14 protein-coding genes are annotated in these 20,108 nt (G+C 64.4%); 9 read left to right on the top strand and 5 right to left on the bottom strand.

What is annotated here, in order from left to right:
- Positions 1-651: 651 nt before the first annotated feature.
- Both HALXA_RS15240 and HALXA_RS15235 read right to left on the bottom strand, forming a co-directional pair.
- Positions 652-1,740: a Gfo/Idh/MocA family protein gene (locus HALXA_RS15240; RefSeq protein ID WP_013881284.1), complete on the bottom strand. Its 1,089-nt coding sequence runs from the start codon at positions 1,738-1,740 to the stop codon at positions 652-654.
- A 135-nt stretch (positions 1,741-1,875) separates the two neighbouring features.
- Entirely contained in the window at positions 1,876-2,844 is a 969-nt protein-coding gene (locus HALXA_RS15235; RefSeq protein ID WP_013881283.1) for a sugar phosphate isomerase/epimerase family protein, read from the bottom strand.
- Positions 2,845-3,006: 162 nt separating this feature from the next.
- On the opposite strand from HALXA_RS15235, the gene HALXA_RS15230 reads away from it, so the two are divergent.
- The gene (locus HALXA_RS15230; protein ID WP_013881282.1) at positions 3,007-4,215 is read left to right on the top strand and encodes an ABC transporter ATP-binding protein; all 1,209 of its coding nucleotides are present in this window, start codon (positions 3,007-3,009) and stop codon (positions 4,213-4,215) included.
- A gap of 70 nt (positions 4,216-4,285) precedes the next feature.
- A complete protein-coding gene (locus HALXA_RS15225) occupies positions 4,286-4,978 on the top strand; it encodes a hypothetical protein (RefSeq protein ID WP_013881281.1) in 693 nt (230 codons plus the stop codon).
- Here the strand turns inward: HALXA_RS15225 and HALXA_RS15220 are convergent.
- Together HALXA_RS15220 and HALXA_RS21735 are read right to left on the bottom strand one after the other, a co-directional pair.
- Positions 4,975-6,654 (bottom strand): TCP-1/cpn60 chaperonin family protein, encoded by a 1,680-nt coding sequence (locus HALXA_RS15220; RefSeq protein WP_148263650.1) that lies wholly within the window; start codon positions 6,652-6,654, stop codon positions 4,975-4,977. The two genes, HALXA_RS15225 and HALXA_RS15220, sit on opposite strands and share 4 nt — an antisense overlap.
- 89 nt (positions 6,655-6,743) lie before the next feature.
- On the bottom strand, positions 6,744-6,935 hold the full coding sequence (locus tag HALXA_RS21735) for a hypothetical protein (protein ID WP_148263649.1): 192 nt from the start codon (positions 6,933-6,935) through the stop codon (positions 6,744-6,746).
- 261 nt (positions 6,936-7,196) lie between these two features.
- Here HALXA_RS21735 and HALXA_RS15215 point away from each other — a divergent pair, with 261 nt between their 5' ends.
- The 5 genes from HALXA_RS15215 (at position 7,197) to HALXA_RS15195 (ending at position 13,152) form a co-directional block, all read left to right on the top strand.
- Entirely contained in the window at positions 7,197-8,759 is a 1,563-nt protein-coding gene (locus HALXA_RS15215) for a sugar ABC transporter substrate-binding protein (protein WP_013881278.1), read from the top strand.
- A gap of 53 nt (positions 8,760-8,812) precedes the next feature.
- The gene (locus HALXA_RS15210) at positions 8,813-9,742 is read left to right on the top strand and encodes a carbohydrate ABC transporter permease (protein ID WP_013881277.1); all 930 of its coding nucleotides are present in this window, start codon (positions 8,813-8,815) and stop codon (positions 9,740-9,742) included.
- Between the two features lies 1 nt (position 9,743).
- Entirely contained in the window at positions 9,744-10,655 is a 912-nt protein-coding gene (locus HALXA_RS15205) for a carbohydrate ABC transporter permease (RefSeq protein WP_013881276.1), read from the top strand.
- 476 nt (positions 10,656-11,131) lie between these two features.
- Complete coding sequence (locus HALXA_RS15200) at positions 11,132-11,590, top strand: universal stress protein (protein ID WP_013881275.1); 459 nt, start codon at positions 11,132-11,134, stop codon at positions 11,588-11,590.
- Positions 11,591-11,682: 92 nt separating this feature from the next.
- The gene (locus HALXA_RS15195) at positions 11,683-13,152 is read left to right on the top strand and encodes a family 4 glycosyl hydrolase (protein ID WP_013881274.1); all 1,470 of its coding nucleotides are present in this window, start codon (positions 11,683-11,685) and stop codon (positions 13,150-13,152) included.
- A 141-nt stretch (positions 13,153-13,293) separates the two neighbouring features.
- On the opposite strand, the gene HALXA_RS22205 is transcribed toward HALXA_RS15195, so the two are convergent.
- Complete coding sequence (locus tag HALXA_RS22205; RefSeq protein WP_013881273.1) at positions 13,294-15,351, bottom strand: ABC transporter permease subunit; 2,058 nt, start codon at positions 15,349-15,351, stop codon at positions 13,294-13,296.
- A 798-nt stretch (positions 15,352-16,149) separates the two neighbouring features.
- Between HALXA_RS22205 and HALXA_RS15185 the strand changes: the two genes are divergently transcribed.
- Positions 16,150-18,393, top strand: coding sequence for a glycoside hydrolase family 3 N-terminal domain-containing protein (locus tag HALXA_RS15185; protein WP_049895483.1), 2,244 nt, complete (start codon positions 16,150-16,152; stop codon positions 18,391-18,393).
- A 328-nt stretch (positions 18,394-18,721) separates the two neighbouring features.
- On the top strand, positions 18,722-20,029 hold the full coding sequence (locus tag HALXA_RS22700; RefSeq protein WP_013881271.1) for a glycoside hydrolase family 11 protein: 1,308 nt from the start codon (positions 18,722-18,724) through the stop codon (positions 20,027-20,029).
- Positions 20,030-20,108: the final 79 nt, after the last annotated feature.

Raw genomic sequence — 20,108 nt, 5'->3', positions numbered from 1 at the left:
TGATCGCCGGTCGTCGGTCGGGGCGGAAGCGAAAAACGAACGGCGAACGGATCGGATCGCTCGCTCGCCGCCCATGGACTGTAGCACGAGCGCAGCTTCAACATACAGAATGCGATGTACTCATACTAAACGGCGTTTACTGTGCGTAATCTTAGATTTGACCTCCACCGTCGATCGCCGATACCGCTCGTCGGCCGTATTACCGGCTGGTAGATGCCAGTGCACGGGACTCGTCCCGCGACGTACGATTACAGCCATACGGCTGTAATTTATTTGCCGCGGCCGTCCGTCGTCGGGCGTTTCGACGATCGTCACTACGGACGAGTAGTCGGTTCTTCGTCGCTCTGATGCCGTTCTTCGACAGTTTCAGGTCGGGAAGCGAGGAGGGGGCGAACGACCGTCGACCGACCGTTTCGATGCTAGTTCATGTTTACCACACGTCGTTCTCTCATTGATAATAATGTTTTTAGGAACAGAACCGGCCTCCAGTAGGGATCGAATCGGTATGCAGTGATTTCGGCGGCACTCGCGCGTCCGCGACCGGTTACGGCGCGATCACAAATACTGATTGCCGTCAGTAACAGTGTCGTCGCAGCCGAGACGCGTACTCGAGACGGGCGCAGTCGACGAACCGGGGAATCCTCGATCCAATCACACCGAAACGGATTCGACGGCGTCCGTCAGCAGTTCCTGGACGGCGACGGGTTCGCCGGTCTCGCTGCTCCGGATCGCCGCTTCGACGAGCGCCATCGACTGGAGGTTCTCCCGCACGTTCGTCGCCATCGGTTCGCCGCCGTCGAGCCACTCGACGAACCGCTCGACGAGCAGGGTGTTCGCCCACTTCTCTCCCTCGAGCAGCGGAACCCGCTCGGCATCGGTTTCGTCGACACCCTCGCCGAGCTGGGGTTCGGCGTCCGGATCGTAGGGATACCGCTCGAGCTGCCGGCCGTCGAGTTCGAGCGTCGCGTCGCGACACTCGGCGCGGACGTACTCGTTGCCCCAGCCGTTGAGCGCGGCGGCGTTGGTTTTCGCGCCCTCGTAGACGGCGCGAGTGCCGTCTTCGAAGGTCAGGTTGATCAGCGCCTGCGCGTCGCCGCCGTACTCGCCCCACTCCGGCAGCCACGTCTGTGCGTACAGCGTCTCGCAGCGGGCGTCGGCGAGGTCCGCGAGGATATCGAGGTGGTGGACGCCGCCCTCGATCAGCAGGGGATCCTCGATGTCGTGGCGAAACGCGCCCCAACTGCCGTACGAGCGGCAGTTACAGGTAAATCGAAGCATCAGGTAGTCCAGCGAGCCGTACTCGCCCGATCGCAGTTCCCGTCGGAGCGTCGTCTTGTCCCGGTCGAACCGGTGGCTCATCGTGACGCCCATCTTCTTGTCGGCGCGGTCGACCTTCTCCGCGATGCGAACCGACGCGTCCAGCGTGTCGGCGATCGGCTTCTCCGAGAGAATGTGCAGGTCGTGGGCCAGCGCCTCGTCGACGACGTCTTCGTGGTACTGCGGCGGGACGACGACGGTACAACAGTCGGCGTCGTGTACCGCAAACGCCGTCGCGGCGTCGGTGTAACACTGCTCGCCGCTCAGCCCGAGGCCGTCTTTCGCGTTCTCGAGGGCCGCTTCGTTCGTGTCGACTGCGGCCACGACGTCGATCAGCCCGTCCTCGACGTTCGGCGGGAGGTATTGTTTGCACCATCGTTCGCCCTGGCCGCCGGTCCCGACCTGGATTACGTCGTACGTCATACGGTATCGATCGCCGATATGTCGGGCGCACGGATATAGGTCGGGTCCGCGTCAGTGTCGCAGCCGGGTATCTCCACCCGTCGGGCCGGATCGGTCGGATCGACGGGTCCGTCCGCCGATGATAGGGGAGCGCCGTTACTCCGCCCAGTAGGCCTCGCCCGGCGACGTCTCGAAGACCGCCCGCGAGAGGACGTCGACGGCCTTCTCGAGCCCTTCGCGGCCGCTGGTCAGCGAGTCCTCATGTTCGATCGAGAGCGCGCCGTCGTAGTCGACCATCCGGAGCGTCGAGACGACGTCCTTCCAGTGGGATTCGTCGTGGCCGTAGCCGATCGAGCGGAACAGCCACGAGCGGTCGGGCTCGTCGGTGTACGGCGCCGTGTCGAGCACGCCTTTTTCGCGGGCGTTGGCGTCGTAGACCTTCGTGTCCTTCGCGTGGAAGTGGTGGATGGCGTCCTCCTCGCCGAGCAGGCGGATCGCCTCGGTGACGTCGATCCCCTGCCAGTAGAGGTGCGAGGGATCGAAGTTCGCGCCGATGCGCTCGCCGGTTTCCTCGCGGAGTTTCAACATGCCCTGGGGTTCGTAGACGAGCATGTTCGGGTGCATCTCGATCCCGATATCGACGTCGTGCTCGTCCGCGAGGTCGTTGATCTCGCTCCAGTAGTCGATCGCGACGTCCCACTGGTACTCGAGCGCCTCGAGGTGCTCGCTCGGCCAGGGGGCCGTGATCCAGTTGGGCGTCTCGTCGTTCGGGCTGCCGCCGGGCAGCCCGGAGAAGCAAGTGATCGCGTCGACGCCGAGTTGGCCGGCGAGCTCGATCGCGTCGCGGAGCTGCTGGTCGTCCTCGGCGGCGCGCTCGTCGTCCGGGTGGAGCGGGTTGTTGTGCGTCGCGAGCGCGCTGATCTCCATGTCGTATTTCTCGACCGCCTCGAGCACTTCGACCCGGGCGTCCTCGTCGTCGAGGTGGGTGTCCGTGCTGAGGTGGCCGTCGCCGGTGAAGCCGCCACATCCCAGTTCGACGGCTTCGACGCCGATTCCCGCGAGGTACTCGAGCGCCTCATCGAGGGGCTGATCGTCGAGCGGGGCCGTGAGTACGCCGACTTTCATATCCGTTTCAACCGTGCGTCGGCCTGTCACATAAGTGTATATATCGGGGCGATCTCCGGCCGACAGATCGAGCGGCTCCTCGAGCGCGAACCCGGCCCGATATCGAGTCACACGCGAACACCTCCCAAAGAATATTAACGATAGGTTTCGTAGGCAACGGGTATGAGTTCGATCGAGTTCGAGGACGTCACGAAGGTGTACGACGGCGATATCCTCGCCGTCGAAGACTTCAACCTGACGATCGAAAGCGGCGAGTTCCTCACGCTCGTCGGCCCGAGCGGCTCCGGGAAGTCGACGCTGCTCCGGATGGTCGCCGGCCTCGAGGACATCACTGACGGAACGATCTCGATCGGCGGCGAGCGGGTCAACCTCCTGCCCCCGCGCCACCGCGACATCGCGATGGTCTTCCAGAGCTACGCGCTGTACCCCCATCTGAGCGTTCGCGAGAACATGGCGTTCGGCCTCAAGCGTTCGACCAGCCTCCCCGAGGAGGAGATCTACGAGCGCGTCGAGGACGCGGCCGAGCTGATGGGCATTCCGGAACTGCTCGACGACCGGCCCAAACAGCTCTCGGGCGGCCAGCAACAGCGCGTCGCGACCGGCCGCGCCATCGTTCGCGAGCCCGCCGTCTTCCTCTTCGACGAGCCGCTCTCGAACCTCGACGCGAAACTCCGCAAGCACATGCGGACCGAGCTCCAGCGGATCCAGCAGGAACTCGACACGACGACGATCTACGTCACCCACGACCAGGAGGAGGCGATGACGATGTCCGACCGGATCGCAATACTCAACCACGGCGAACTCCAGCAGGTCGGCACGCCACGGGAAGTCTACAACGATCCGCGGAACCTGTTCGTCGCGCAGTTCATCGGCAGCCCGTCGATGAACATCTTCAACGTCCGGTACGAACCCGCCGAGAACGGCGGCCGACTCACCGGCGACGTCGACATTCCGCTCGACCCCGAACACGCAGAACAAATCGAGACCGCCGGAAGCACGGACCTGAAGCTCGGCGTCCGCCCCGAACACATCACCGTGAGCCGGACCGGCGACGCGGGCGACATCGCCGCGTCCGTCGACATCATCGAGCCGCTCGGCGCTCGCGACCTGCTGTACTTCGAACTCGAGGGCGAGGGCGACGACACGCTCGTCTCGGGCGACGCCGCCGCCCTCGAGGATACCGACGAGACGGCGCCCGAGGAGGAAGTCGCGGAGCGCAAGGCGTTCATCGATCCCGAGTCGATTCCGCAGGACGCCGACGAGGTGTTCCTGAATCTGGATCTCGAGCAGGCGCACCTGTTCGACACTGAGACGGGGCTCAACATCGCCCACCTCGTCGAGCGAGAACAGGAAGCGGCGCCGACGCCGTGAATCCGACCGAGTCGTCGGTCGTAGCGCTTCTGAGCGCCATCTTTTTTACCGCCCGAAAACAGGTGAGGGTATGAGCCGTCGCGCGAACGCTACCGCTCGCGGGAACGAGTGGACGGCGATCAGGCCGTGGCGAAAACTCGTCCGGGCGAACGACATCGGAGAGATGATCGACGTGGTCGGCCGGTACGGCTGGCTGCCGGCGTTGGTCGGACTCGCGCTCCACGCGCTCGCCCGCGGCGCGTTCGAGTACCTGAGCGAGCCGTACATCGTCGTCGAGGGCTACGTCTTCCCCGGCTGGCCGATCGCGCTCGGCGTCAACCTCGTGTTCGGGGCGGCCGTCGTCGCGTTCTCGTGGTTCCTCTACTTCGGCCTGGTCGGCGCTATCGCCGGTTACTTCTCTGACAAACACGACCTGGCGGTCGAGACGTTCAAGTTCGGCGGCTACCTGAGCGTCCTGTTCGCGCCGGTCTTCCTGCTCGGCGCCGCGGTGATCGTGACGATCACCGTTCCCGAGGGCGCGACCGCAGCGATGGGCGCCCAAACCGGCGAGGAGGCCGTCGAGTTCGCCCTCTCGGCCCACTCGTTCGTCTACGACATGCCGCAGATGCACGCCGTCCGCGTCCTCAAGGCGCTCACTTGGATCGTGACCGGTTTCCTGCTGCTGCCGGTCGTCCAGCAACTGTACGAGATCGGCGAGAAGCAGAGCGTCCTGAGCGTGCTGCCGGTGACGCTGCTCGGCGTCGCCACCGCGTTTCTCTTCTAAGCGTCAGGGGTACCGGGGGAACCGGGTGCCCCGGAGGCACCCGGCAGGTCCTCCGGATCGAACGGCGGCGCGGTGTTTCGCACGACGCCGTCGATCCTGAGCAGCGAGTTCGCGAACTCGACGCTGCGGGCGAGGCTGCTCGTCCGGACCAGTTGCGCGTCGAGCGCGCCCCCGGCCGCGACGACGTCGTCGACGAGGTCGCCGTTCGCGTCGATGCCCGCCCGCGCGTGCCCCGCGTCGTGGCGCGCACGCAGCTCGGTTACGGCGTCGATCGGATCCCGGGCCGCGTTCCGCGCGAGCGTGCGCGGGATCGACTCGAGCACGTCGGCGAACGCGTCGACCGCGAGTTGCTCGCGGCCGTCGAACTTCGGCGCCAGATCCCGGACGGCCCGGGCCGCCTCGAGTTCGGCCGCGCCGCCGCCGGGAAGCGCGACCGGCCGTTTGACCGCGGCGCGAACCGCGTTGAGGCCGACCTTGATCCGCCGTCGCGCCTCGTCGGCGGCGCTCTCGGTGCCGCCGCGGACGACGAGCCCGACGCTCCGCGGATCGGCGCCGTCGGGCGCTGTGACCTCGAGCCAGGTCGTGTCGCCTTGCGCCTCGCGGAGCCGGACGGCGCCGCGACCGCACTCCGCGACGGACGCGGGTGCGGTCGGCGTGACGGGGCCGCGGATCGTCGCGCCCGTAACTCGCGAGAGGACCTCGACGTCGGAGTCCTTGACGTTGCGGAAGCACGCGATATCGCGGTGGGCTAGTTCGGTGCCGACGTCGTGGGTGACGTCGCCGGCGACGAACACCGCCGCGGGGTCGGCCCGAGCGATCGCCGCGGCGATGCGGGCGGCCTCGTTCTCGAGTCCGGCGATTTCGCCCGCGGAGTCGCCGTCGATCGTGACCGAGGACGCGCGGATCTCCCGGGGCTCGAGCGAGCCGTCGACGACGAGGACGCCGCCGTCGACCGGAAGCGTCCCCTCGACCATCGGCTCGGAGGGCGCCAGCGTCCCGCGTATCAGTTCGGAATCCGCGGCGTCGCCGCCCGGAATCGCCTCGATCGACACGTAGCCCAGATGGACGGTTCCCCGCCGGGGCTCCCACGCGCGGAGGACGGCGTCCACGACGTCGTCGCCGAGCCGCTCGAGCGGCCACGAGCCCGCGCGGCCGTTCGTCATCCCGCAGGTGGCGATCCGCTCGAGTCGCGATTCGTCGAACGCTGCGCGGGTCGTCGGCTGGCCGGTGTTCGCAACGGGAATCCCGACGTCGTCCCAGACCTCGAGCGTCCGCTGGGCGCCGATCGAGAACCCCTCGACGACGGCGACCGGGGGAACGCCGTCCTCGATCAGGTCGATCCCCGTCGCGAGCAGGTCGCTGGCCAGCAGGGTCGTCGTGGTCGTTCCGTCGCCGATCTCGTCCTCGTGGGTCTCCGCGAGGCCGATGAACTGGTTCGCGATCGGGTGGTCGGTCTCGCCCTCGAACTCCTCTAAGATCGCCACGCCGTCGTTGGTGACGAACCCGCGCAGCCGGTCGTCCTGCATGCGCCGGACGATCATCTTGTCGACGCCCAGCGGCCCGAGCGTACTCCGCACCAGCTCGCCCATCTCGAGGGCGGCGCGGCGAATCCCCAGTCTCGTTTCCTCGGGCGACAGCCGCTCCCAGCTGCCGATCGTCGCGCTAGACTCCGCCATATCCATCGGCCTGTGTATCGTTCTCGTATTGCATAAATTCTTTCGTGGTGAGTCTCGGGTTCGTCCTCGAGTCCGTCACCGGCCGCCGACTACTGGACGAACAGCCGATCCGCGACGATCGCAAAGCCGATGAGCAAGGCCAGCAGGTACGCCACTTCGAACACTAACCCCCACCCTTGCTCGAGGATGTACTGGACGCCGGCGTACGCGAGGACCAAAAACGCGAGCGAGAGCACGCCGGCCATCCCGACGGTTCGCGACGAGAGACGCTGTACTGCCATCGTAGTTCGACACGTCCGCACGGACCGTAATAAAATATGGTGATCGATCACGATATGTTGGCTAGATAATGGGTATAGAAAGGCGGTCTACGTTCGAAAGTATCGCGCGTTAGCTAGGTGGCCAGTCGTTCTGTCCGCCGATACCGACGTCTCGAAGCCCGATCCCGACGGCAACCCAATGATAGATCAGGCAGTAGTTTAATTCTGGATACCACTTTGAAAAGATATTTATACGATACCATGTACCTTCTCAGTAGACCTATGTCACAGAGGGACATGTCTGGTGGGAACACCCATGACACAGCGGAGCCATCAGCATCGACCGACGAGCCGGACGCCGAGGAGTACTCGCGGCGCGGCTTCATGGAAACCGCGGGTGCGATGGGTGCCGCCGGTGCGACCGCCGGTCTGGCCGGCTGTGTCGGCGGCGACGACACCGAAGGGACCGGCGAAGGCGACTTCCTCTGGTGGACGATGCGGGGGTACATTCAGTCGGAGGAACAGGCGCTTCGGGACACCGCCGCGGAGTTCGAGAACTGGTCCGACGAGGAGGTCAACCTGACGACCGAGGTCATCACGTGGGACCAGGTGTTCGAATCCTGGGCGTCGGCGATCCAGGGCCAGAACACGCCGAACGTCAGCGAGATGGCCAACGAGCACGCCGTCGACTACGGCTCGCGCGGCGTCGTGCGGCCGAACACGGAGCTGTTCAACGAGTACGACGACTGGTACGACACGCCGTCGTACTGGGGCAACTACGACGGCGAGGTCTGGGGCTTCCCGTGGTTCGTCGAGGTCCGGAACTTCTACGCGAACACGGACATCCTCGAGGACGCCGGCCACGACAGCATCCCCGAGACGTGGGAGGAGCTGGTCGATACGGCCACGGACGTCGAGAGCGAAACCGACAAGACCGGGTTCGTCTCCGCCGGATCGCAGTCCACGGGGACGGGACAGGTTCTCTACGGCGCGGCCGTCCAGGCCGGCGGCGAGTTCTACGGCTACGAAGACGACCAGTGGACCGTCGAGTTGGACTCCCCGACGTCGCTGTTCGCCCACCTCTGGATGGCCAGCATGCAGGAGGAGTGGGAGATCGGTCCCGGCGGCTGGGCCGGCATGGACGGCACCGACGCCGAACAACTCTACCGGGAGGGCGAGGCCGCCTTCATGATCAACTCGGGCGACGCGGCCAACAACATGATCGACGAGGGCGACGCGGTCGCCGACTCGACGAGCCTGGAGCTGATTCCGGAGGGGCCGATGGGAACCAACACCGCCTTCATGGGCGGAAGTTGCCTCTCTGCGTTCGAATCGGACTTCACCCAGCACAACGTCGAGGACGGCCTCTCGATGTCGTTTATCGAGTACATGACCAGCCCCGACACCATGGAGGGGTACTACCCGGACGCGACGCCGAACTTCCTCCCCGTTCGGGAGGCCCAGGAGGAGCTCCCCCCGTTCACCGAGAACCCGACGGACATCCCCGACGAGTGGATCCAGAACCGGCTGGACCAGGCCTCGGACAGCGCCCGCTACGGGATTACCGGACCCCAGCGGAACGCGCCGTTCCTCGGCGACCTCGAGGGGACGACCGACGCCTACTCGGTCGCCATCTCCGGGATCCTCGGCGCGAACCACGATCCGAAGGAGGCGCTCGTCGACCTCGCGAACGACGTCCGATCGACGATCAGCGAGTCCGACGCCGTGGACTACGAACTCGAGCAGAGCGACGAGCAACCCTCGCTCGACGACGCGCCCGACGAATTGCAGGACTGGATCGACGGCAGCGACGGCACGCCACAGATCTGGGACCCCTACGAGTAACGTGACCGTGACGCTACACTAGGTTTATAGATTAACTTGATGGGTACTAACACATGTCAACGCGATTAGGCACGCTCCGCGAGTTCGAACTCCCACGGGAGTACTACCACTGGCTCTCGAAGGAGAGCGTCTGGGGCTGGCTGTTCCTCCTGCCGTCGCTGTTCGCGCTCGGGCTGGTCAGCGTCTATCCCCTCTTCCGGGGAATCTACCTCAGCTTCTTCGAGTACGACGGCATCGGCGACCCCGAGTGGGTCGGCCTCGAGCACTACGCCCGGATCGTCGGCTGGACGGAGTTCTGGGTCGTGATGCGGAACACGCTGGTGTGGGCGTTCGCAGCGGTCGTGATCATGGCCCTGATCGGGCTCGGGTTCGCAACCCTGCTCAATCGGGAGTTTTACGGCCGATCGATCGCGACGACGCTGCTTCTGCTCCCGTGGGCGATCCCGTTCATCTCGATCGCCTTCAACTGGCGGCTGATGTACGACTACGAGCTCGGCGCGATCAACGGGCTCTTCCGCACGGTCGGGCTCACCGACGGCATCCAGTGGCTCGCGAGCTCGCGCTACGCGCTGTTCTCGATCATGCTCGCCTGGGTCTGGCGGAACTTCCCCTTCTTCATGCTGACCTTCCTGGCCGGCATGAAGGGCATTCCGGGCGACCTGTACGAGGCGGCTCGCGTCGACGGCTCGACGCGGCTGGACACGTTCCGGCACATCACGCTGCCGTTCCTGCAGCCGGTTGCGGTCGTGATGACGCTGCTGATGAGCCTCTGGACGCTGAACCACTTCACGCTGATCTACGTCATGACCGGCGGCGGGCCGGGCAACTCCTCGATGGTGTTGCCGGTGTACATCTACCGGCAGGCGTTCCACCTCCAGAACATGGGGCTGGCGAGCGCCATCGCGGTCGTCATGCTGCTGGTCATGCTGACCTACGGGCTCATCTACCTGCGACTGTACCGCGAAGACATCGGAGGGAAATAACATGGCAACGGATACGCAACCCGACCCCGGCTCGGTTCCGGAGGGCGAATCGAACGCCGGCTTCCTGAACCTGAGCCCCGAGCGCACCGCGCAGGCGAAACGGATCGGCTTCCACGCGCTGCTGTGGTCGCTGATCGCGATCGTCCTGTTCCCGGTGTTCTGGATGTTCATCGTGTCGGTCAACCAGACCTCCTTCGAGGCGTTCGTCGGGGATCCCCTCGGCTGGGCGGCGAACGCGAACCTCGAGGGCTACCGCGACGTCTGGTTCGGCTCGGACTTCCGCTACTGGTTCCGCAACAGCCTCCTCGTCAGTATCGGCGCGACGATCCTGAGCATCGCGGTCTGTACGCTGGGCGCCTACAGCATCGGCCGCCTCCGCTACCGCGGCCGGAAGGCGGTGGCGACGTTCCTGCTGATCACGCAGATGTTCCCGGCGATCCTGATCGCGATCCCGCTGTTCCTGGTTTTCCGGGACATCGGGCTGTTCAACACGCTGACCGGGCTCGTCATCGCGTACGTCGCGTTCACGCTGCCGTTCGCGATCTGGATGCTGCGCGGGTTCTACGAGAACCTCCCCGAGTCGCTCGAGGAGGCGGCGATGATCGACGGGAGTACGCGGTTCGGCGCGGTCGTGCGGGTGATCCTGCCGCTGTCGGCGCCGGCGATCGCGACGACGGCGATCTTCACGTGGGTTCAGGCGTGGAACGAGTTCGTCTTCGCGCTAATCTTGATCAACGACTCGCAGACCCAGACGCTGCCGCCGGGGATGTCCCAGTGGGTCGGCCAGTACGCGCTCCAGTGGGACATGCTGATGGCCGGCGCGCTCGGCGCGACGCTGCCGATGCTGATCGTCTTCTTCCTACTCCAGAGCTACATCGTCAAGGGGCTGGCAGAAGGCGCCGTCAAGTCGTGATCGGCGAGTCGGACGAGCCGACGCCGATCGCGGCGGTTTGATTTTCGGTCTCGAGTCGTGCATTCGAGGTTACCTGCAGGTCGATTACGTCTCGAGCCTTAATCGGCGCCTCGAGCGAGCCTCAAACACACAATAGATTCTCATAGTCGAAACATCGTTCAATAATCGATAACGCGTTCTGTCTCGACTTCCGTTGGAACGACGAACAGATCGACAGCGAGATTAGATATAGAGCCTTGTTGCCGTCTCTCGAGCCAAGCATCCGTCGTGAACGGAGATTCAATGATATTTCGTGTATGTTCATAACTACCATCGATTATAGAAAGCTGTTCTCTGTTATGGCCTGATAACGAACTATGATCTCGAGATCATTCGGTGGTCGAGAAACAGCGGTCGAACACCCACCCATTCGTCGCTTCCGGCAGTAGTCGCGTTCGGGCAGTACGTTTATTTGATCGTGAGAGAATGCGAGGAATATGGATCGCGCACTCGTCGTCGTCGAATCGTCGGAGTTCGCCAAACGCCTCATTCGGGAAGCCGGTGAGTTGGCCGCCGGCGTCGACGCCGAACTCAAACTCCTCGCGACGATGGACAAGGACGAATACGAACAGGACGTCGAAACCATGTCGACGATCGCGAACGTCGAGGGAACGTCGTACTCGCCCGACGACGTCAGAGAGAGCGGGCGCCAGTTCGCCGCCGACCTTGCGAAGTCGCAACTCGAGGACCTCGACGTCGACTACGAACCGCTCTGTATCGTCATCGACGACGGGCCGGAAGCCCAGGAGATCGTCGCCACGGCGGAGAAACACGACTGCGATCACATCTTCATCGCGGGTCGCAAGCGGTCGCCGACCGGAAAGGCGCTGTTCGGCGACCGGACGCAGGGCGTCATTCTCAACTTCGACGGGATCGTCTCCGTCGCGACGAACTGATCCGCCGGACGCACTTCCCGCCGGAAACGAATACGGGTCGATCTTACTCGTACCCAGGACTTTATGCCAGTGGATAACACTCACTCGGTACGATGTCACAGCAAGTACACGCAGTACGGTCCGAGAACGCGATCGACCCCGACGATATCACGATCGCGTACATCGGCGGCGGGAGTCGACAGTGGGCGCCGAACCTCATCCGCGACCTCGCGCAGTCGGACCTGCACGGACAGGTCCGACTGTACGACGAGTACTACGAGAGCGCCCAGCTGAACGCCGAGTTCGGCAACTGGGTCCACGACGAGGCCGACGTCGAGCCCTCGGCCGACTGGTCCTACGAGGCCGTCGAAGACCTCGAGACGGCGCTTTCCGGCGCCGACATCGTCATCCTCTCGACCCAGTACGATCCGGCGGAGACGTTCGTCCACGACCTGGACATTCCCAAGGAGTACGGTATCTACGGCGCCGTCGCGGCGACGATCGGCCCCGGCGGAATCTTCCGCGCGATGCGAACTGTCCCGCTGTACCGAAAGTTCGCCGCTGCGATCCGCGAGCACTGCCCCGACGCGTGGGTCTTCAACTACACGAATCCGGTCCACTTCGTGACGCGAGCGCTCTACGACGAGTATCCGGACATCAACGCGCTCGGCCTCTGTCACGAGGTACTCGGAACCCGCCACCGCCTCGCCCGCTACGCCCGCGAAGAACTCGATATGGACGCCGAGCGGGAGGATATCTCGGTCAACGTCAAGGGGATCAACCACTTCACCTGGATCGACGAGGCCCGCTGTAAGGGCGTCGACCTCTGGCCGGTTCTCGAGGATCTGGTCGAAAGCGACCACGCCCACCAGGAGTTTAGCTGGGAGGACCTCGAGGACGAGAGCGTCTTCGTCGACAACTGGCAGGTGACCTGGGAGCTGTTCCGCCGGTTCGACGTGCTTCCGGCGGCGGGCGACCGCCACCTCGTCGAGTACGCGACGTCGTTCATTCAGAACGGCCAGGAGGGACTCAACCGCTGGGGCGTCAAGCGCACCGGCAGCGACTACCGCTCGAAACACTGGACGCCCGCCGAGTCCGATCAGACGACCGACGTCGAGGCCTGGCTCGACGGCGAGAAGGAATTCGAGCTGACCGAATCCCACGAGGTCTTCGTCGACATCCTCCGTGCGCTGGTCGGGCGGGATACCTACGTCACGAACATCAACCTCCCCAACGTCGGCCAGGTGTCGGACCTGCAGGACGGCGCCGTCGTCGAGACGAACGCCGTCGTCCGCAACAACGAGGTCAAGCCGACGGCCGCCGGCGGCTTCCCGCGCCCGGTTCGCAGCCTCATTCGTGGCCACGTCGACACCATCGAAACCGTCATCGAAGCCTCCCGAGACGGCGACGTCGACGCCGCCTTCCAGGGCTTCCTCATCGACCAGCAGATCCGAACCCTTCAGACCGAAGAAGCCCGCGAACTGTTCGCCGAACTGGTCGCCGCAGAAGAGGAGTATCTGCAGGACTGGGCCCTCGAGGATTCGGACGTCCTCGCGGAAGCGGACGCGTACCCGGCGAACTAATCCAGCGCTGATTTTCGACGCCTCGAGTTCGACGTTCGGCGCCCGTTGGCTGAACCCCTAACCGCTTGCTCGAGACGACCGGTAGTTACGAAAAGCGGCGAAACGAGGACTCAAATCGAACGAGAAACGTGCCCCGTCGGCTCAGACCGGCTCTTCTTCGTCGACCGACTTCGCGTGACGGGCCCGGATCCGCGGATTGCTGATCCGGTCGAGCGACTGCGAGACGAGGATCAGACCCATCGACAGGGCGATGATGAACACCGCCGGGACGGCGATGTAGTGGATCTGACCGACCGAGTACAGCGCGTTATTGCTCTGTGCCGCGTCGAGGACGACGCCCCAATTCCGGGTGCTGCGCGGCAGGAAGCCCAGGAAGTAGAGCCCGACCGAGGAGAAGATGATGTTGCGGGCGTTGTTGGCGAGGTTGATGAGGATGTACGGCCAGATGTTCGGCAGGATGTCCTTCAGGATGATCGAGAACGTGTTGACCCCCATCGCGCGGGACGCCTCGACGTACTCCTGACTTCTGACCTTGAGCACCTCGGAGCGAATCGAGCGTCCGAGACCTCCCCAGGCTGCGACGGAGAGGACGAGCCCGACCATCGCCGGGTGGCGCGGTTCGACGATCGCGGCGATGACGATGATCAGCGGGAGGCCGGGGACGGAAACGATGATGTCACAGAGCGTCATCAGCAGGCGGTCGGTGTTGCCGCCGCGGAACCCGGCGGTCGCGCCGATACTGACCCCGAGGGTCACCGTCGCGAACGCGCCGACCGTGATCATGATCAACACGGGCGAAGTCCCGTGGACCATCAGCGAGAGCAGGTCTTGCCCGCCGTTGGTCGTTCCAAGCGGGTGCGCGGGATTGAAGTCGAGGGGCGACACCCACCGGTCGAACGTCGCCGTCGGACTCGGAACGAACCGTTCGCCGAAGAGCGCGATCAAGACGAATCCGGCGAGGATCGCCGTGCCGAGGAGTCCGCGCCAGTCGCTCAGCACGATCTTCGCGGGCGCGTAGAAGGACCGATCGAACTTTCGGTAGAGGACGTCCTTTCGGTCGACGTCGATGACGTCCTCCTCGCCGAAGAAGCCGTGGGTCGTCGTGCCGCCGTCGGCACGCTTTTCGCTGCTGTTCGTCAGGCGCTTGATGTACCGCTTGATCTGGGTCCGGATCGGAACGCCGGCCGCGCTCCCGTAGACCTCCATGTCGTCGCCGCCCGTCTTCGCGCGCGGGTCGAGTCGACTGTACGTGAGGTCCGCGATGAACATCATGATGACGACGGTGATACAGATCACCATGAAGCCGCCGACCATCAGCGGGTAGTCGCGGTTCTGGACCCCCTCGTACATGTACCAGCCCATCCCGCGGTACTGGAAGATGTCCTCGAGGATGATCGAGCCGCCGATCATGAACCCGAGGAGCAAGAGCAGTCCGGTGTACAGCGGCAGGATTGCGTTGCGCATGACGTAGCGAAGGGCGATCCGGGTCGGCGGGAGCCCGCGAAGGCGGGCGACCCGTATGTGGTCTGCGCCGAGGACGCTGATCGAGTTTCCGCGCATACTGAGCGACGCCGCCGCGCCCGTCACGATCAGCGAGAGGATCGGGAGGGCGGCGTGGTGTAACGCGCCGAAGACGAACTCGCCGTTCAGCCCGATCTCGGCAGCGCCGGGGTACCGGGAGTTGGTCGGGAACCAGCCGAGCTGGTACGCGAAGACGAACGACATCAGGAGTGCGACCACGTAGTAGGGAGTCGAACTCTCGACGACGGCGACGACCGTCATCGCCGTGTCGAACTTCGAGCCCTCGTAGTAGGCCATGATCGCACCCAGGCAGATGCTCGTCGTGAACGTGACGACCATCGCGATGGACATGTAGAAGATCGTCCACGGTACCGCCTCGGCGAGGATCTGGTTGACGGACTCCTGCTGCGACATCGAGTACCCTAGATCGCCCTGCAGCATCGACGACATGTAATCGAGGTACTGCTCGTACATCGGCGCGTCGGGATTGATGTTGATGTAAATCTCGACGAGCCGCCGCGCCGCAGCCGGGTTGTTCGGATTCTCGGACAACATCTGGGCGACCATGGCCTCGAACGGGTTGCCCGGCATCAACCGCACCAGCGCGAACGTCAGGTGGAACACGACCACGACGGTCAGCACGCTCTGCCCCACTCGCTTAATGAGCCAATTAGTCATCGTTTATTGATACTGATGTACTGCCTCCCAACCCTAATAAAATTACTGTTTCAATAAAAACGGACTGCCGCGAAAAGAGGCGTATTACTCGAGATTGACCGGCGATTATCTAGCAATCGGTTACTTTTCCAGTAAAATGGACGGTATCCTCTCGGAATCGTCGGCGGAACCCGGTAGAACGATAGTTAGAGTTCGAACGCCGATTTCGGTGGGGCGTCGTCAACAACTCGGTCGAGGGTTGCGCGATCGGCGACCCGCGTCGGCGCATCGTCCGTCCGCCGATTGAGGATACGGGGGAGAGTTACCGAACTAATAATTAGATCTTGTTCTGAATAAGAGAATCATATTCTTCATTGCATCGCATAGCGGGAGTTATTTCACACGATATGTGGGTCAGTAGCATCGTGATCGAGACGGAGTAGCTCGTCCTCGCAGGTAATATTACACGCGTACCCATGTAATGTAGTAGGGTAAAACGCGACGTCAACTGGCACGGCCGTGCGTTGAGCACGCTCTCTGGTAGACGGAACGTAGTTCTTTAGTAGAGAATCCTATCCAGTATGCACGGATACAGGTGAAGCAACGAGACGAGTCGTTGTACGAGCGGCGAACGATGCCCGTCGCCAACCCGTTGGCCGCTTGTCGGGCGCTCGCCGCTACTGCCGCCGCGAAACCACTGTCAGAAATACTAAGACGATCGCTCACAACGGGTCAGGTGTGACACCCGAGCTGTCTACCGCTGCGTATCAGGACGAATCGGAATCCGTCGAAAACCGGGTCGAAGACCTCCTCGAGCGGATGACCGTAGAGGAGAAGGCCGCCCAGTTGGGTTCGGTCAACGCCGATCGACTCCTCGACGAGGACGGCGAGATCGACTGGGACGCCGTCGACGAGTGGCTCGCACACGGGATCGGTCACTTCACGCGACTCGGCGGCGAGGGGAGCCTCGCGCCGAGCGAGGCCGCACGCGTGACGAACGAACTCCAGACCTACCTCCGAGAGGAGACGCGCCTCGGAATTCCCGCGATTCCCCACGAGGAGTGTCTCAGCGGCTACATGGGGCCGGAGGCGACGACCTTCCCGCAGATGCTCGGGATGGCCAGCAGCTGGAATCCGGAGCTACTACAGACCGTTACCGAGACGATCCGCGGCGAACTCGAGGGGATCGGCACGGTCCACGCGCTCTCGCCGGTGCTCGACGTCGCCCGCGATCTACGCTGGGGGCGCGTCGAGGAGACCTTCGGCGAGGATCCGTACATGGTCGCCGAGATGGCGCGGGCGTACGTGTCGGGACTCCAGGGCGACGGCCGCGCGGACGGCATCTCGGCCACGCTGAAACACTTCGTCGGCCACGGTGCGACCGACGGCGGGAAGAACCGCTCCTCGCTCAACGTCGGGCCGCGGGAACTGCGGGAGACCCACCTGTTCCCCTACGAGGCAGTCATCAGCGAGGCCAACGCGGAGTCGGTGATGAACGCCTACCACGACCTCGACGGCGTCCCCTGCGCCAACTCCGAGTGGCTCCTGACCGAGGTCCTGCGCGGCGAGTTCGGCTTCGACGGCACCGTCGTCTCCGACTACTACAGCGTCCGCCACCTGGTAACCGAACACGAGACCGCGAGCACGAAACCCGAAGCCGCCGTCCAGGCTCTCGAGGCCGGGATCGACGTCGAACTCCCCTACACGGAGTACTACGGCGAACACCTCGTCGAAGCCGTCGAGGAGGGCGACCTCGCGGAAGAGACGCTGAATGAGTCGGTGCGCCGCATCCTCCGGGAGAAGTTCCGGAAGGGCGTCTTCGACGATCCCGCGGTCGACGTGGACGCGGCCGCAGACGCGTTCCACACCGACGAAGCCCGCGAGGTTACTCGGGAGGCCGCCCGGCAGTCGATGACGCTGCTCAAGAACGAGGACGACCTGCTGCCGCTTGACGTCGACGACGTCGCCGTCGTCGGTCCGAAGGCGGACAACCCGAAGGAGCTGATGGGCGACTACGCCTACGCGGCCCACTACCCCGAGGAGGAGTACGAGGCCGACGCCGTCACCCCGCTCGAGGCGCTCGAGGCCCGCGACGGACTCGACGTCACCTACGAACAGGGCTGTACGATCTCCGGCCCCTCGACCGACGGCTTCGACGCGGCGGCCGACGCCGCCGCGGACGCGGACGTCGCGCTCGCGTTCGTCGGCGCGCGCTCTGCGGTCGACTTCTCCGACGTCGAAGCCGAGAAGGAGGAAAAGCCGAGCGTCCCGACCAGCGGCGAGGGCTGCGACGTGACCCACCTCGGCCTGCCCGGCGTCCAGGAGGAACTCGTCGCGGAACTGCTCGAGACGGACACGCCGGTCGTCGTCGTCCTCGTCAGCGGCAAGCCCCACGCCATCGAGGACATCGCCGCGGAAGCGCCCGCGATCCTCTACGCATGGCTCCCGGGCGACGAAGGCGGCACGGCGATCGCCGAGACGCTGTTCGGCGAGAACAACCCCGCCGGAAAGCTCCCCGTCTCGCTGCCGAAGTCGGTCGGGCAGCTGCCGGTCTACTACAACCGGAAGGAAAACACCGCGAACAAGGACTACGTCTACACCGACAGCGAGCCGGTCTACCCGTTCGGCCACGGCGAGAGCTACACCGAGTTCGAGTACGGCGACGTCTCGCTCTCGACCGACTCGGTCACGCCGCTCGGCTCGTTCACCGCGAGCGTGACGGTCGCGAACGTCGGCGACCGCGCCGGCGACGAGATCGTCCAGTGCTACGGTCGGGCGACGAACGCGAGCCAGGCCCGGCCCGTGCAGGAACTGCTGGGCTTCGAGCGCGTCTCGCTCGAGCCCGGCGAGTCCAAGCGCGTCGCGTTCGACCTGTCGGCCACCCAGCTCGCGTTCCACGATCTCAGTATGAACCTCGCCGTCGAGGAAGGCCCATACGAGATTCGCATCGGCCGCTCGGCCGACGGTATCGTCGGAACGGCCGACCTCGAGGTAACGGACACGAAGCAGGTCCCGAAGACCGCGCGGACGTACTTCACGGAGACGTCGGTCGACGCGGAGTAACGACAGCTCTCGAGCCGTCTTTTTCGCGTCTATCGCCGATCAGCGAGCGGTTTCTGATACACGGCCGTTCTCGAGCGTGGCACGCTCGAACTCCCGGTCGATCCGCCGGCTGTCGATCGAACGACGCCAACGTCGGTCGTCGAGGTCGTTCGTTCGATACCGACAACGATAGTGTATTATAATTTTAATAACTAAATTCTAGAAAAAGTTAATAACTATTGCCATTGGCCATTGGTGTGTCGTGGCAACCCTCGGTGATCGGTACCGAGGGTCAAACACGACGCGGCGAATCGGACGAACGAGACGCCATCCGATCACCAATAGAACGATGACGAACGACAATACGCGCGAGACGAACGTATCGACCGACGAACTGACCGAGAGCGACGCGATCGAGAACTGGACCAGCGACGACGAACCGACCGAAACCGATGCGGTCGCCGCGGACGACAGGCGTCCGCGGGAGTTCGACCGCCGCGATTACATGAAGGCAGTTTCGGCCACCGCAGCGGCCGGCCTCGGCATCGGAGCCGTAGCGAACCCGGTCGCGGCCGCCCGAGACGTCACCTCGAACGAGACCGGCACCCACGAGGGGTACTACTACTCGTTCTGGACCGACTCGGAGGGGACGGTCACCATGACGCTCGAGTCCGGCGGCGACTACAGCGTCGAGTGGAACGACACGGGGAACTTCGTCTGCGGCAAGGGCTGGGAAACCGGCGCGCGAAGACAGGTGGACTACTCGGCCTCGTTCAACGGGGGCAGCAACGGGTACCTGTGTCTCTACGGGTGGACGACGGATCCGCTCGTCGAGTACTACATCATCGAGAACCACGGCAGCTATCGACCCGAACACGACTACAAGGGTACCGTCACCAGCGACGGCGGCACCTACGATATCTACGAGTCGCTGCGGGAAAACGCCCCCTCCATCGAAGGGGAGGCGACCTTCCCGCAGTACTGGAGCGTCCGGCAGTCCACCCGCAGCAGCGGCACCATCACCGCCGGCAACCACTTCGACGCGTGGGAGAGCAACGGCATGGACATGGGGTCTCACGACTACCAGATCCTAGCTACCGAAGGCTACGAGAGCAGCGGGAGCTCGAGCGTCACGGTCGGCGAGTCCGGCGGCGGTGGCGGCGGCGGTGGCGGCGGCGGAGGCGACGGATCGGACAGCGACGACGGTAGCGGCGGATCGTCCGGCTCGCTTGCTGACGGCACCTACAGCATCCAGAACGTCGACAGCGGCAAGGGACTCGACGTCGCGGACGAGTCGACCGACGACGGCGCGAACGTCCAGCAGTACGAGTACTGGGGTGGCGAGAACCAGCAGTGGAACGTCGAGGACACCGGCGGCGGCGAGTACCGCATCGAGAACGTCAACAGCGGCAAGGTCCTCGACGTCGAGAGTTCCTCGACCGACGACGGCGCGAACGTCCAGCAATACTCGGACGGCGGCGGCGACAACCAGCGGTTCTACCTCAGCGACCAGGGCGACGGCGAGTACCGCATCGAACCAGTCCACAGCGGAAAAGCCCTCGACGTTTCGGACGCCTCGACCGAGGACGGGGCCAACGTTCAGCAGTACACCTGGAACGGGGAAGCCCACCAGCGGTGGACGTTCGACTCGGTCTGAACTCGACCGCGCGGCACGAGAAACGGTGAGCCCGGCCGCCTGTCGCACCTGCACCCGCACCCGCTCGAGGTGAAGCAAG

Origin of the sequence: Halopiger xanaduensis SH-6 (genome assembly GCF_000217715.1) — an archaeon.
GTDB lineage: Archaea > Halobacteriota > Halobacteria > Halobacteriales > Natrialbaceae > Halopiger > Halopiger xanaduensis.
The sequence above is the reverse complement of the archived record's forward strand: the minus strand, read 5'-3'. Positions and strand labels throughout refer to the sequence as shown.

Coding starts and splice junctions, on each gene's coding strand:
- HALXA_RS15240 (WP_013881284.1), bottom strand. CDS start 1,740: ATGACGTACGACGTAATCCAGGTCGGGACCGGCGGCCAGGGCGAACGA.
- HALXA_RS15235 (WP_013881283.1), bottom strand. CDS start 2,844: ATGAAAGTCGGCGTACTCACGGCCCCGCTCGACGATCAGCCCCTCGAT.
- HALXA_RS15230 (WP_013881282.1), top strand. CDS start 3,007: ATGAGTTCGATCGAGTTCGAGGACGTCACGAAGGTGTACGACGGCGAT.
- HALXA_RS15225 (WP_013881281.1), top strand. CDS start 4,286: ATGAGCCGTCGCGCGAACGCTACCGCTCGCGGGAACGAGTGGACGGCG.
- HALXA_RS15220 (WP_148263650.1), bottom strand. CDS start 6,654: ATGGCGGAGTCTAGCGCGACGATCGGCAGCTGGGAGCGGCTGTCGCCC.
- HALXA_RS21735 (WP_148263649.1), bottom strand. CDS start 6,935: ATGGCAGTACAGCGTCTCTCGTCGCGAACCGTCGGGATGGCCGGCGTG.
- HALXA_RS15215 (WP_013881278.1), top strand. CDS start 7,197: ATGTCACAGAGGGACATGTCTGGTGGGAACACCCATGACACAGCGGAG.
- HALXA_RS15210 (WP_013881277.1), top strand. CDS start 8,813: ATGTCAACGCGATTAGGCACGCTCCGCGAGTTCGAACTCCCACGGGAG.
- HALXA_RS15205 (WP_013881276.1), top strand. CDS start 9,744: ATGGCAACGGATACGCAACCCGACCCCGGCTCGGTTCCGGAGGGCGAA.
- HALXA_RS15200 (WP_013881275.1), top strand. CDS start 11,132: ATGGATCGCGCACTCGTCGTCGTCGAATCGTCGGAGTTCGCCAAACGC.
- HALXA_RS15195 (WP_013881274.1), top strand. CDS start 11,683: ATGTCACAGCAAGTACACGCAGTACGGTCCGAGAACGCGATCGACCCC.
- HALXA_RS22205 (WP_013881273.1), bottom strand. CDS start 15,351: ATGACTAATTGGCTCATTAAGCGAGTGGGGCAGAGCGTGCTGACCGTC.
- HALXA_RS15185 (WP_049895483.1), top strand. CDS start 16,150: ATGACCGTAGAGGAGAAGGCCGCCCAGTTGGGTTCGGTCAACGCCGAT.
- HALXA_RS22700 (WP_013881271.1), top strand. CDS start 18,722: ATGACGAACGACAATACGCGCGAGACGAACGTATCGACCGACGAACTG.